The sequence below is a fragment of the Chryseobacterium sp. Leaf180 genome, assembly GCF_001424585.1.
Classification (GTDB): domain Bacteria; phylum Bacteroidota; class Bacteroidia; order Flavobacteriales; family Weeksellaceae; genus Chryseobacterium.
Map to the genome: position 1 here is coordinate 632,642 of NZ_LMPJ01000001.1, position 13,132 is coordinate 645,773.

Annotated in this window: 10 protein-coding genes; 4 read left to right on the forward strand and 6 right to left on the reverse strand. The window is 38.3% G+C overall.

The window, feature by feature from the left end; translation table 11 throughout:
• Position 1 precedes the first annotated feature (1 nt).
• The 4 genes from carB to ASG01_RS02935 all read right to left on the reverse strand — a co-directional run bounded on the left by carB (position 2) and on the right by ASG01_RS02935 (position 5,852).
• Positions 2 to 3,184, reverse strand: a complete 3,183-nt coding sequence (carB, locus tag ASG01_RS02920) for a carbamoyl-phosphate synthase large subunit (protein WP_055859634.1) — start codon at positions 3,182 to 3,184, stop codon at positions 2 to 4.
• Positions 3,185 to 3,242: 58 nt separating this feature from the next.
• Positions 3,243 to 3,596, reverse strand: a complete 354-nt coding sequence (locus tag ASG01_RS02925; RefSeq protein ID WP_055859637.1) for a four helix bundle protein — start codon at positions 3,594 to 3,596, stop codon at positions 3,243 to 3,245.
• A 40-nt stretch (positions 3,597 to 3,636) separates the two neighbouring features.
• Positions 3,637 to 4,710, reverse strand: a complete 1,074-nt coding sequence (locus tag ASG01_RS02930) for a carbamoyl phosphate synthase small subunit (protein WP_055859640.1) — start codon at positions 4,708 to 4,710, stop codon at positions 3,637 to 3,639.
• Positions 4,711 to 4,961: 251 nt separating this feature from the next.
• Entirely contained in the window at positions 4,962 to 5,852 is an 891-nt protein-coding gene (locus ASG01_RS02935) for an aspartate carbamoyltransferase catalytic subunit (RefSeq protein ID WP_055859643.1), read from the reverse strand.
• Between the two features lie 291 nt (positions 5,853 to 6,143).
• Here ASG01_RS02935 and acs point away from each other — a divergent pair, with 291 nt between their 5' ends.
• The 3 genes from acs (at position 6,144) to ASG01_RS02950 (ending at position 10,832) form a co-directional block, all read left to right on the forward strand.
• Positions 6,144 to 8,054 carry an acetate--CoA ligase gene (acs, locus tag ASG01_RS02940; protein ID WP_055859646.1) on the forward strand — a complete coding sequence of 637 codons (1,911 nt, stop codon included), beginning with the start codon at positions 6,144 to 6,146 and terminating at the stop codon, positions 8,052 to 8,054.
• An 89-nt stretch (positions 8,055 to 8,143) separates the two neighbouring features.
• Complete coding sequence (locus ASG01_RS02945) at positions 8,144 to 8,506, forward strand: hypothetical protein (RefSeq protein WP_055859649.1); 363 nt, start codon at positions 8,144 to 8,146, stop codon at positions 8,504 to 8,506.
• 121 nt (positions 8,507 to 8,627) lie between these two features.
• Positions 8,628 to 10,832 carry a RelA/SpoT family protein gene (locus ASG01_RS02950; RefSeq protein ID WP_055859652.1) on the forward strand — a complete coding sequence of 735 codons (2,205 nt, stop codon included), beginning with the start codon at positions 8,628 to 8,630 and terminating at the stop codon, positions 10,830 to 10,832.
• Positions 10,833 to 11,010: 178 nt separating this feature from the next.
• Here the strand turns inward: ASG01_RS02950 and ASG01_RS02955 are convergent, their stop codons facing one another.
• Positions 11,011 to 12,015, reverse strand: a complete 1,005-nt coding sequence (locus ASG01_RS02955; protein WP_055859655.1) for a YihY/virulence factor BrkB family protein — start codon at positions 12,013 to 12,015, stop codon at positions 11,011 to 11,013.
• A gap of 160 nt (positions 12,016 to 12,175) precedes the next feature.
• Here ASG01_RS02955 and ASG01_RS02960 point away from each other — a divergent pair, with 160 nt between their 5' ends.
• The gene (locus tag ASG01_RS02960) at positions 12,176 to 12,649 is read left to right on the forward strand and encodes a 23S rRNA (pseudouridine(1915)-N(3))-methyltransferase RlmH (RefSeq protein ID WP_055862117.1); all 474 of its coding nucleotides are present in this window, start codon (positions 12,176 to 12,178) and stop codon (positions 12,647 to 12,649) included.
• A 1-nt stretch (position 12,650) separates the two neighbouring features.
• Here ASG01_RS02960 and ASG01_RS02965 read toward each other — a convergent pair whose 3' ends face one another.
• Positions 12,651 to 13,106 (reverse strand): tRNA (cytidine(34)-2'-O)-methyltransferase, encoded by a 456-nt coding sequence (locus ASG01_RS02965; protein WP_055859658.1) that lies wholly within the window; start codon positions 13,104 to 13,106, stop codon positions 12,651 to 12,653.
• Between the last annotated feature and the right edge of the window lie 26 nt (positions 13,107 to 13,132).

Consider the following 13,132-nt stretch of genomic DNA (forward strand, 5'->3'; position numbering starts at 1 on the left):
ACTACATCGTCTCCATTTTGAAAGTCATACTCTCGATCACTTTCAGTATTGCTTCCACCGTATCCATTGATGTTAAACAAGGAACACCATTTTCAACACTCATTCTTCTGATCTGGAAACCGTCTCTTTCAGACTGCTTTCCTTTCGTCATGGTGTTAACAACATACTGAACTTTTCCTTTTTGGATCAGGTCGATTAAGTTCACACTTTCTTCTCCGATTTTATAACCGATTTTGCACGGAATTCCTTTTTCTTCGAAGAATTTTGCAGTTCCTTCTGTTGCCCAGATTCTGAAACCAACTTCATGGAATCTTGATGCCAAATCTGCAGCTTCCTGCTTGTGTTTATCAGCTACAGTAAACAAAATCGAACCGTGCATAGGAACTTTTCTTCCTGCTGCAACCAATCCTTTGTACAACGCCTTTTCCAAAGTTGTGTCTTTCCCCATCACTTCTCCGGTAGACTTCATTTCTGGGCCTAGAGAGATATCAACTTTCGTTAATTTTGAGAATGAGAACACTGGAACTTTTACGAAAACACCTTCTTTGTTTGGAACCAATCCGTTTTTGTAGCCTAAATCTTTCAGTTTCTGACCTAAAATCGCTTTCGTCGCTAGATTTGCCATCGGAACATCCGTAATTTTAGATAGGAAAGGAACTGTTCTTGACGATCTTGGATTTACTTCAATTACATATACGTTTCCTTCAAAAAGAACGTATTGAATGTTCATTAAACCTATCACATTCAGTCCTTTCGCCAATCTTTCAGTGTAGTCTACTAAAGTATCAATTTCTGCCTGAGAAACATTCTGTGGCGGATATACTGCGATCGAGTCACCGGAGTGAACTCCCGCCCTTTCGATGTGTTCCATAATTCCAGGAATAATCACCGTTTCGCCATCGCAAATTGCATCGACTTCCACTTCTCTTCCTGTAATATAACGGTCTACCAAAACCGGCTGATCCGGACTTGCGTCTACAGCAAATTCCATGTAGTGCGCCAATTCTGCTTCATTGTACACAATTTCCATTGCTCTTCCTCCTAGAACGTAGCTCGGACGAACCAAAACCGGGTAACCGATCTCATTGGCAATCACAATCGCTTCTTCTTTTGAAGTTGAAGTTTTACCTAAAGGCTGTGGAATTCCCAGTTCCTGAAGGGCTTTTTCAAATTTATCTCGGTTTTCAGCTCTATCCAAATCTTCCAGTGAAGTTCCTAAAATCTGAACTCCATAAGCAGCTAATTTATCTGCTAAATTAATGGCAGTTTGTCCACCAAACTGTACTACAACACCTTTTGGTTTTTCGAGGTCAATGATGCTCATTACATCTTCTTCCGTCAAAGGTTCGAAGTATAATTTATCTGAAATCGAAAAGTCTGTGGAAACCGTTTCAGGGTTATTGTTGATGATGATCGCTTCGTAACCCATTTCTTTGATTGCCCACACCGAATGAACCGTTGCGTAATCAAACTCCACTCCCTGACCGATTCTAATCGGACCAGAACCAAGAACGATGATTTTTTCTTTATCAGTAACTACAGATTCATTTTCCTCCTCGTAAGTTCCGTAGAAATAGGGTGTTTCAGATTCAAATTCAGCGGCACAAGTATCTACCATTTTATAAACCGGCACAATTCCGTTTTCTTTTCTGAAATTATAAACTTCTCTCTGTGTAGATTCCCACAAATGAGCGATATTCTGATCTGAGAAACCTAATTTTTTAGACTGAATTAGAATTTCTTTATCGAATCTGTTAGCAGCAATTGTCTTTTCGAAATCAACTAATTTCTTTAATTTCCAGATGAAGAATTTATCAATTTTACTCCATTCTACGATCTGTTCCCAATCGTAACCTCTTCTTAAAGCATCACAAATGATAAACAGTCTTTCGTCATCACAAACTCTGATTCTTCTTTCAATATCCTCGTCTGTTAAAGCTGCAGCCTGTTTTGTTTTTAAACCTAAATGTCTCAAGCCTGTTTCCAAAGAACGAACTGCTTTCTGTAAAGACTCTTCGAAGTTTCTTCCAATTGCCATTACTTCTCCCGTTGCTTTCATTTGAGTTGACAATCTTCTGTCTGCCGTTTCAAATTTGTCGAAAGGGAATCTTGGAAATTTAGTTACCACATAATCCAAAGCCGGCTCGAAACAAGCATAAGTTTTACCTGTAACCGGATTCATGATTTCATCTAAAGTCAGTCCAACCGCAATTTTTGCAGCAATCTTTGCAATCGGATAACCTGTTGCTTTTGATGCCAAAGCTGATGAACGGGAAACTCTTGGGTTCACCTCGATGATATAATATTCGAATGAATGCGGGTCTAAAGCCAACTGTACGTTACATCCTCCTTCAATTCCTAATGCTCTGATGATTTTAAGTGAAGCATTTCTCAACATCTGATACTCTCTGTCAGAAAGTGTCTGAGAAGGCGCTACAACGATTGAGTCACCTGTGTGAACTCCAACCGGATCTATATTTTCCATGTTACAAACTACAATTGCGTTGTCGTTTGCATCACGCATTACTTCGTATTCAATTTCTTTGAAACCTGCGATTGATCTTTCAATCAAACACTGCGTTACCGGACTGTATTTTAATCCTAATTCGGCAATTTCCTTCAATTCAGCTTCTGTAGAGGCGATTCCGCCACCTGTTCCTCCCATTGTGAAGGCAGGACGAACGATTACAGGATAACCAATTTCATTAGCGAAATTTATTGCTCCTTCAACTGTTGTCACAATATCTGATTCAGGAACAGGTTCGTTTAATTCTCTCATCAGTTCACGGAACAAATCTCTGTCTTCTGCTCTGTTGATGGCAGATAGCTTAGTTCCCAGAACCTCAACTTTGCACTCTTCAAGAATTCCTGAATTTTCAAGTTCGACCGCCATGTTCAGGCCTGTTTGTCCACCAAGTGTCGGTAAAAGTGCGTCTGGACGCTCTTTTCTGATGATGTGACTTACAAACTGTAGTGAAATCGGCTCGATGTAAACCTTGTCAGCGATTTCAACATCCGTCATAATCGTTGCAGGGTTTGAATTGATCAAAATCACCTTGTAACCTTCTTCTCTCAACGAAAGACAAGCCTGCGTTCCTGCGTAATCAAATTCCGCCGCCTGACCAATGATAATTGGGCCGGAACCGATTACTAAAATTGTTTTTATATCTGTACGTTTTGCCATTTTTTTGTTTTTAGATACTAGATGTCAGATTTCAGATTTTAGACTTCCAATATTGTGTTTACTTTTTTAGGTTAGATTTAAATGAATAAATCATTCGTTGAATTTCATTTAGATTTGATATTAAACTGTTGACTTTTTCAGCATTTAATAAATTGAGCTCTTTAGTTAAGATTAATTGAGTTTGTAACTCAAAAGAAGAAGCATTTGCTATTCCAAGAAAATGGTAAAATTCTCTATCATTGTTTCTTCCTGCTCCTTCCGCAATATTTGACGGAATTGAAACTGCAGATCTTTTAATCTGAGAAATCAAACCAAATTTTTCATCTTTTGGTAATTCAGCACAAATTATATAAACTTCTTTTGCAAGTTCTATTGATTTCTGCCAAAAAATTAATTTCTCAAAATTATGCATGTAAAGTCTGTTATCTGATGTCTAATATCTGAAATCTAAATTACTTTTTAAAATCCTCCATCAACGTGATGAAATCATCAAACAGATAATTCGCATCTTCAGGACCCGGGCTCGCTTCAGGGTGATACTGAACTGAGAAGCATGGATGGATCTTATGTCTAAGACCTTCATTTGTTCTGTCATTCAATGCGATATGAGTCTCTATTAAATCTGTTTCTTTAAGGCTCTCCTGATCAACTGCGTAACCATGATTTTGAGAAGTAATCGCTACCTTATTTTTTTCTAAATCCAAAACAGGGTGATTTCCTCCTCTGTGACCGAATTTTAATTTAAAAGTTTTTGCACCGCAAGCAAGGCCAATCAACTGATGTCCAAGGCAAATCCCGAAAATTGGAACTTTACCAAGCAATCCGCGGATCATTTCTAAAGCTTTTTGGTTGTCTTCAGGATCTCCGGGACCGTTGGATAACATAATTCCATCCGGATCCATCAGCAAAATTTCTTCTGCTGTAGTATCATGAGAAACAACAATGATGTCGCAGTTTCTTTGAGACAATTCTCTGATTATTCCTAATTTAGATCCAAAATCCACAAGTACTACTTTAAGTCCTCTACCCGGATTGGCATAAGAAGTTTTTGTTGAAACCTGCTCTACTTGATTTGTTGGGAAAGTAGTTGATTTTAATTCTTCAACCGTAGTGTTTTCGTCTGCATCTGCATTGACGATTTTTCCTTTCACCACACCTGAGTTACGAAGAATTCTTGTCAGTCTTCTGGTGTCAATTCCTGAAATTCCTGAAAGATTTTTCTTTTTAAACAGTTCCTGTAAAGTAATCTGAGTTCTGAAATTGGAAGGCAAATCGCAAATCTCCTTTACAATAAGACCTTTAATTGCAGGCTCGATGCTTTCGTAGTCATCACGGTTGATCCCGTAATTTCCGATCAGCGGATACGTCATGCACACAATCTGACCGCAGTATGACGGGTCAGAAATCAATTCCTGATATCCTGTCATTCCGGTATTGAAAACCACCTCTCCTGCTGTCTCCAAATCTGCTCCGAAACCTTCTCCATGAAATACTTCACCGGACTCCAGTATTAATTTTTTCTTCATTTTAACTTTTATCTTTATTTCTATTTTTTAATCTTCTTTAATTATCTGATATTGTTTGATTCCGCCCTTTCAGGGCTCACGGACATCAATTTTTTCTTTAACTCCATGGGCTTCACCCATGGCTATTGACAGGTCGCCCTTTCAGAGCTTTCTTCGGCATCATTTCCTTTTGTTGAATTTCTTAGCAATTTAAATTGAATCTTAAGAAATCTCAAAAGCATTCACACCTGGCTCTTTTTACTTTTACCTTTTTACTTAAAAGAGAAACCTTTCTCCTCCAAAGCATTTTTCAGAATCGCCATTCTTGCGAAAACACCATTCTGCATTTGTTTGAAAATTCGTGAGCGTTCACATTCCACCAGATCGGTATCGATTTCTACGCCTCTGTTGATCGGTGCGGGATGCATGATGATGGCTTCCTTTTTCATCGTTTTTTCTCTGGCCTTCGTCAGACCATATTTTTTATGATATTCCGAAGCTGAGAAACTCATTTTTGAATCGTGTCTTTCGTGCTGGATTCTCAATAACATCAAAACATCTACATCGTGAATCATCTCATCTACAGAAAGATACGTACCGTTAATTAAAGCTCCTTCGTCAAACCACTGTTCAGGTCCTGAGAAGTAAACTTTAGCGCCTAATCTTCTCAAAGCTTCAGCATTGGAGTTGGCAACACGGCTGTGTTTAACATCACCAACGATTCCGATTTTCAATCCTTCAAAAGTTCCGAATTCCTGATAAATAGTCAGCAAATCGAGCATGCACTGTGAAGGATGATTTCCCGTTCCGTCGCCACCGTTGATTACAGGAATGCTAATATTTTTTAATTCATCAAAATAACGGTCTTTCTTATCTCTGATCACGACAAGATTTACCCCTATGCTTTCAATCGTCTTTACGGTATCATATAAACTCTCACCTTTGTTGACAGAACTGTTGGATGCATCAAACGGAACCACCTGCAAACCCAGTTTTCTTTCGGCAACATCGAAGCTCGTTTTAGTTCTCGTGCTGTCTTCAAAAAACAGATTTGAGCAGAAAACTTCGCCCTCAATTTTAGCGGTTTTTCCGTTTGCAAAAGCTAAAGCTTCCGTCAGTATCTTATTGATTTTCTCTGTACTTAGTTCGGTAATCGTAAACATAAAATCTTAATTTTTGAACATAAAAAAAGCGAAGAAAATATCTTCGCTTAAAATAAATAAATATCGTAAAGGGCGTCTGCAATGCCCGGAAAATCTAATGATATGAATCCTGTTTTATTCATTGGGCGCAAAGATATTATATTCTGTAAAGTCTGGCAAGCACTTTTTTGTTTTTATTTCAAATGATAGTAAAATTTAGAAATCTGACAGCAATTGAATTCTCTCAGTCAACAATTTTGCGTAAATTCATGTTATAAAACTGTTTTAAAAATATAAATACACCGATAAAACATGAGAAACTACGTCATCGAAGACCTACCCCATTATTTTGAAGAATATAAAAAATCGATAAAAAATCCAAAAAAATTTTGGGACGGTATCGCAGATAAAAATTTTGTCTGGTATCAGCGATGGAGCAAAGTCGTAAAATATGATATGAACGAAGCGAAAATCACGTGGTTTAAAAATGCCAAACTTAACATCACCAAAAACTGTCTCGACCGGCATCTGGCTTCCAAAGGCGACAAAACGGCAATCATTTGGGAACCGAATAATCCTAATGAATCCGCGCAACATATTTCGTACAGCGAGCTTTACACAAGAGTAAATAAAACTGCTAACGTTCTTCGTGATTTGGGTGTGGAAAAAGGTGACCGCGTCTGCATTTATCTGCCAATGATTCCCGAACTGGCGGTTGTGATGCTGGCCTGCGCCAAACTTGGAGCTGTGCATTCGGTAATTTTTGCCGGATTTTCTTCATCTGCGGTAACTTCACGTGTGAATGACTGCGGCACAAAAATCATGATTACATCTGATGGAAGTTATCGTGGAAACAAAGTTTTAGATTTAAAATCAATTATCGATGAGGCGTTGAAAGACTGCCCGACTGTCGAAAAAACTTTGGTGGTAAAAAGAACGCACAACGAAGTTCAAATGAAAGAAGGCCGTGATTTCTGGATGGAAGATTTGTTTGAGAAAGCATCAGCAGATTTTGTCACAGTGATTATGGATGCTGAAGATCCGCTTTTTATTTTGTACACTTCAGGATCAACAGGAAAGCCAAAAGGAATGCTTCATACATGCGCAGGGTACATGGTTTACACGGCGTACACCTTTAAAAATGTCTTTAATTATCAGGAAAATGATATCTACTGGTGCACTGCTGATATTGGCTGGATTACAGGACATTCTTATATTCTGTACGGTCCGCTTCTGAATGGCGCAACGACCGTAATTTTTGAAGGCGTGCCCACTTACCCGGAACCTGACCGTTTTTGGGAAGTCATTGAAAAACATAAAATCACTCAGTTTTACACGGCGCCGACTGCCATTCGTTCTTTAGCAAAAGAAAGCGCAGAATGGGTTGACAAACACGATTTGAGTTCGCTGCGTGTGATTGGATCTGTAGGTGAACCGATCAATGACGAAGCCTGGCATTGGTTTAATGATCATGTCGGAAGAAAAAAATGTCCGATTGTAGATACTTGGTGGCAGACAGAAACCGGTGGCATTATGATCTCGCCAATTCCTTTTGTGACACCGACTAAGCCGACGTATGCAACACTTCCGCTTCCCGGAATTCAACCGGTTTTGATGGATGACAAACGAAACGAAATCACCGGAAATCAGGTCACCGGAAATCTCTGCATCCGTTTTCCGTGGCCTGGAATTGCAAGAACAATTTGGGGTGATCATCAGCGATATAAAGAAACGTATTTTACAGCTTTTCCTGGGAAATATTTTACAGGCGACGGCGCGCTCCGCGATGAGGTTGGCTATTACAGAATTACCGGTCGCGTAGATGACGTGGTGATTGTAAGCGGTCACAATCTTGGAACGGCACCAATTGAAGACAGTATCAACGTACATCCTGCGGTGGCAGAATCTGCTATTGTAGGTTTTCCACACAACATAAAAGGAAGCGCATTGTACGGTTTTGTAATTTTAAAAGAATCCGGTGAAGGCAGACAGCGCGACAATCTTGCGAAAGAAATTAATCAACTCATTTCAGAGCAAATTGGGCCGATCGCAAAGCTTGATAAAATTCAGTTCGTATCGGCTTTGCCAAAAACAAGATCCGGAAAAATCATGCGCCGGATTTTAAGAAAAATTGCGGAAGGTGACTTCGGCAATTTTGGAGATACCTCTACACTTCTTGATCCTGAAGTTGTGGATGAAATCAAAAACGGAAGAATAGAATGATTTCAGTAAAGAAATCTGATTTTAAAAGATAATTGTAAGTCATTTTATAAAATTATTTTTTAACTTTAATACACCAAAAACAAAATGATATGGCTGATATTTTAGCAGGAATTTTCGAACGCAACAGCGACTACAAAAGACTGGAAATGGAACTTGAAAGCGCCGGAAAACAAGATAGCGATTACATCGTTTATCTGAATGACGATCACAGCAGCCAGTATATGGCCACTGTACAGGTGCAAAGCGTGACTGAAGCTGAAGAAATCGGAAGAATTTTTTCCGAAAACTCTGTCGTAAAATCATACTACATAGAAAATATGAATATCCGCGAAGCGTCTTACGATACCGTGAAAAAGTTTATCAATACACGGAGCAAAGCAGAAATTCATAACAGTCCGGATGTAAAAATTAAGACGCCAAACGACGGGATGGATTCTGAGGTGAAATTTTAAAAAAAAGCAATTCATTAAAAAATAATATCCGCAGGGCATTCTCTGCGGATTTTTCTACGAATTCACAGCAAGTTTGCAGTGATATTTCGTATTTTCGTTTAAACAAAGGCTTGAGCAAACTATGAGTTACGATCTGGAACAGGAAAATAAAGAAATCTTAGCGAGGTACAAAGATTTGATTTCAAATACCTACCGCACGCTGGATGAGGAAAACAACAAACTCATCCGGAAGGCTTTTGATATCGCGCTGGATGCACATAAAGATCAGCGCAGAAAATCTGGTGAGCCTTATATTTATCATCCGATTGCGGTGGCGAAAATCGTCGCGAAAGAAATCGGTCTCGGTGCGACATCGATTGCCTGTGCTTTGCTGCACGATGTAATTGAGGATTCAGATTATACCTACGAAGATTTAAAAAAGATTTTTGGCGAAAGAATCGCGGTCATTGTAAACGGACTGACGAAGATTTCGATCATGAACCATCAGAATATCTCTGTACAGTCTGAAAATTACCGTAAACTTTTGCTCACACTTTCTGAAGATTTCCGTGTGATTCTGATTAAAATTGCCGACCGTCTTCACAATATGCGCACGCTGCAAAGTATGCTGCCGGATAAGCAGAAAAAGATTGCTTCAGAAACAGTATATATTTACGCGCCTCTCGCCCACCGTTTGGGACTTTATAATATCAAATCGGAACTTGAAGACTTGTCTTTAAAATATAATAATCCCGATGTTTTTAATGAAATTACCGAAAAACTCGAGTTGGCAAAAGAAAGCCGCGAAAGATATATTGAAGAATTTAAAAATGAAGTTTCAGACCGTTTAAAGGAAGAAGGTTTAAAGACGACCATTAAAGGCCGTGCAAAAGCGATCTCATCCATTTACCGGAAAATGCTCAAGCAGGGCGTTTCTTTTGAAGAAGTTTTTGATAATTACGCTATCAGAATTATTTACCGCAGCGATGCCAAAAATGAAAAATTCCTCGCCTGGAAAATTTATTCCATCGTAACCGACGTTTATCATACCAACCCTTCGCGTATGCGGGACTGGATTACTCAGCCGAGATCAACAGGCTATGAAAGTCTGCATTTAACAGTTTTAGGGCCTGGTAAAAAGTGGATTGAAGTGCAGATCCGTTCGGAGAGAATGGACGAAATTGCGGAAAAAGGCGTTGCCGCACATTACAAATACAAAGAAGGTTACAAGCAAACCAACGACGACAGAAATTTTGAAAAATGGGTTACAGAAATTCGGGAAGTGCTTGAGCAGCAACAGAATCTGACGACTTCTGAACTTTTAGACAACATCAAACTCAATCTCTATTCGAAAGAAGTTTTTGTTTTTACGCCCAAAGGTGAAATTAAAATTTTACCTACCAATGCAACCGCGCTTGATTTCGCTTTTTCTGTACATTCAGACTTGGGCATGAAATGTCTTGGGGCAAAAATCAACGGTAAACTGGTGCCGATATCTTACGTTCTGCAAAACGGCGATCAGGTGGATATTTTATCTTCTCAAAATCAGAAACCAAAAACCGATTGGCTGGATTTTGTTGTGACTTCAAAGGCAAAATCGAAGATTAAAGGTTATTTAAATTCCGAGAAAAATACGGTTGTAGAAGAAGGAAAAGAGATTCTCAAGAGAAAATTAAGACACGTAAAAATTAATTTCAACGATGAAGAAATTAATAAACTGCAGAAATTTTTCAACCTGAAAACTTCGCAGGAACTGTTTATGAAATTTCAGACGGCAGAACTTGATGCGAGCAGTCTCAGAAAATATATTGAAAGTAAAAACGTCTTTAATAATCTGCTTTCGCGTTTCAGAAAATCACCTGCAAAAAATACGCATTACACCGAGCCGAAAGAGATAAATCTCGATATGATCGTCTTCGGAAAAGATGAGGAAAGGCTTAATTATACCTACGCGAAATGCTGCACCGTAATTCCCGGTGACAAAATTTTCGGCTTTATCACGATTTCGGAAGGGATAAAAGTGCACAGTGATAATTGTCCGAACGCCATCAACCTCCGTGCACAGTACGATTACCGAGTAATTCCTGCTAAATGGGTCAATGAGGAAAGTTTTAAAAACAGAATCAAAATTGAAATCGAAGGACTTGACCGAATGGGAATGATCAACGATATTACTACGGTCATCAGCGGTGCAATGGGAATGGATATGAAAAGTATGTCGATCGAGTCTAATGACGGGATTTTTACGGGAAATATCAATCTCGAAGTGAAAAATAAAGGTCAGCTTGAAGAAACTTTTAAACAGCTGAAAAATATCGAAGGCGTTTCAAAAGTAGTCAGGACTTAGCAAATAATTTATATCTGCGGAAATGTCTTTAAGTGGATTATTTAAAAAAATCAGCATAAAGAAACTGGATTTAATAAGTTAAATAGAAGAAATTATGCTGTCTTAAAACTTTCTTCAGATTCAAAATAGGAGTTTTTTATGGTAAAAAAAGAACTACAACAAATTTGATGTAGGATATTTATTTAAAATTTTCGGGATTTTCTTCTTTTGTAAGAGTGTTATCGTCTGATTTCTCATGAAGGAATTTTTTCTTTAACGCTTTTCTTTTCACTTCATCGCTGAGGAGTTTTTCAAGCCTGACTTTTCGGATGGCAATATTTAATTCATTTCCGAAAAGCAGAAGATAAACATTTACATTAATCCAGATCATCAATAAAATCATACTTCCTATTGAGCCGTACAAAACGTTGTATCGCGCAATATCTTTCACATAAATCGCAAAAAGCGCAGTTGTAAGTGTAAAAAGTAAAGTCGTAAGAATCGCGCCGGGAATTGCCTGTCGGAAACGAACAATTTTTACCGTTCCAAGCCAATAAAACATCGTAAGCAAAAGAAAATAAAAGACCGGAAAAGAGACAAATCCAATAATGGCAGAGAGGTTACTGGTAATCCATGAAAGTGATTCTACCGGCGTAAAAAGCTTTAAAACAACCTCAGAATAATACACTCCAAAAAGTCCCAGAAAGATAATGCTGACGAAGCCGATCGTTATAAAAAAAGAAAGGATAAATTCTTTTACATCGGTGCGGCGTTCTTTGGTATTTTCGTTAAAACCGCTAAGAAGCGCAAATGTTCCGTTGGTGGCAAAGATTAAAGCGATAAGAATCGTAATTTTGCTGATTCCTTTCATATTCGGGATAATGCTTTTCTCAATGTATTCCCGCACATCACCTTCCATATTTGAAGGGAAAATATTATGCAGCAGAACTTCGAAAATGTAAAATTGAAGTTTGTCGTAATGAGGCATATACGGAATTACTGACAGAAGGAAGAGTAAAAACGGAAATAAACTGAGGGTGAAATTCCAGGAAATACTGGCGGCTTTTTTTCCGATTCTGTCTTGAAAAACACCAGAAATATAGATCTGAAACATCTGCCAGAAGGAAATCCCCAATACGGGAATGTGCAGATCATCGAGATACTGTTTGATTTTTTTCAGAAAAGCCGGAGTCTTTAAACCCATATCTTAGATAAAAATTTTATTTGGCGGAAACCTCAATCACAAATTTAATTTTTCTGATCGTCAATTCAAAATGTGGTGCCTTATTTTAACGTTTTCTGGTAAAATCTCAGATTTTGCTCATAAATTTCAGTTGATTATCTTTGGCAAAGTTTATTATATTATGCGTATCAGCCTGCTCTGTATCGGGAAAACCGACGACCGCGAAATCATTTCGCTGATTAATTATTTTCTACCGAGACTTCCAAAACACTGGAATTTTGAGATCGTGGAAATCGCTGATGTCAAGAATGCAAAAAATCTTTCGCCTGATCTTTTAAAAAAAGAAGAAGCTAAACTTTTTCTTAATCACATCGATAAAAATGATCTTGTTCTTTTACTTGACGAGAAGGGCAAGCAGTACACCAGTCGCGAGTTTTCGCAGAAAATTGATAGCTGGATGAATCTGTCGGTAAAAAAAATTAATATATTAATCGGTGGCGCTTATGGTTTTTCAGATGAAATCTATGCGAGAAGCAGTGAGAAAATGTCGCTTTCCAAAATGACTTTTACACACCAGATGATACGGTTATTTATCGTCGAACAGCTGTACCGCGCCGATCAGATTCTGCAGGGTAAACCATATCACAATGATTAATCTACTTTTTCAATGCAATCTGTCGCTTCGCTTCACCTACTATGAAAGCCACAGAATTGGCTATATTAAAACTTCTTATCAGATTCGACATCGGAATCTTCAAATGATTTTCGAAAAGCTGTAAAACATCTTTACCTAAACCAACACTTTCTTTTCCGAAAACAAGCCAGTCGCCATCCTTAAAATCAATTTCCAGATACGATTTTTCGGCGTGCGAACTCATCAGAAACACCCGCGACCGATCTGGAATGACGTCCATCCATTCTTCAACATTCTGATATTCCGTCACGTCGAGATGCACCCAGTAATCTAAACCTGAACGTTTCAGATTTTTATCATCAATCAAAAAACCAAGTGGGTGTATTAGATGCAGACGGCTTTCAGTTCCGACACATAAACGGCCGATATTACCAGTATTATTGGGGATTTCCGGCTCGACAAGAACGATATTCAGCATAAAATTTTTAAATTAAGAATGCAACG

Bases quoted from the DNA above. Each gene is read 5' to 3' on its own strand.
- carB (WP_055859634.1), bottom strand. From the start codon at position 3,184: ATGGCAAAACGTACAGATATAAAAACAATTTTAGTAATCGGTTCCGGC.
- ASG01_RS02925 (WP_055859637.1), bottom strand. From the start codon at position 3,596: ATGCATAATTTTGAGAAATTAATTTTTTGGCAGAAATCAATAGAACTT.
- ASG01_RS02930 (WP_055859640.1), bottom strand. From the start codon at position 4,710: ATGAAGAAAAAATTAATACTGGAGTCCGGTGAAGTATTTCATGGAGAA.
- ASG01_RS02935 (WP_055859643.1), bottom strand. From the start codon at position 5,852: ATGTTTACGATTACCGAACTAAGTACAGAGAAAATCAATAAGATACTG.
- acs (WP_055859646.1), top strand. From the start codon at position 6,144: ATGAGAAACTACGTCATCGAAGACCTACCCCATTATTTTGAAGAATAT.
- ASG01_RS02945 (WP_055859649.1), top strand. From the start codon at position 8,144: ATGGCTGATATTTTAGCAGGAATTTTCGAACGCAACAGCGACTACAAA.
- ASG01_RS02950 (WP_055859652.1), top strand. From the start codon at position 8,628: ATGAGTTACGATCTGGAACAGGAAAATAAAGAAATCTTAGCGAGGTAC.
- ASG01_RS02955 (WP_055859655.1), bottom strand. From the start codon at position 12,015: ATGGGTTTAAAGACTCCGGCTTTTCTGAAAAAAATCAAACAGTATCTC.
- ASG01_RS02960 (WP_055862117.1), top strand. From the start codon at position 12,176: ATGCGTATCAGCCTGCTCTGTATCGGGAAAACCGACGACCGCGAAATC.
- ASG01_RS02965 (WP_055859658.1), bottom strand. From the start codon at position 13,106: ATGCTGAATATCGTTCTTGTCGAGCCGGAAATCCCCAATAATACTGGT.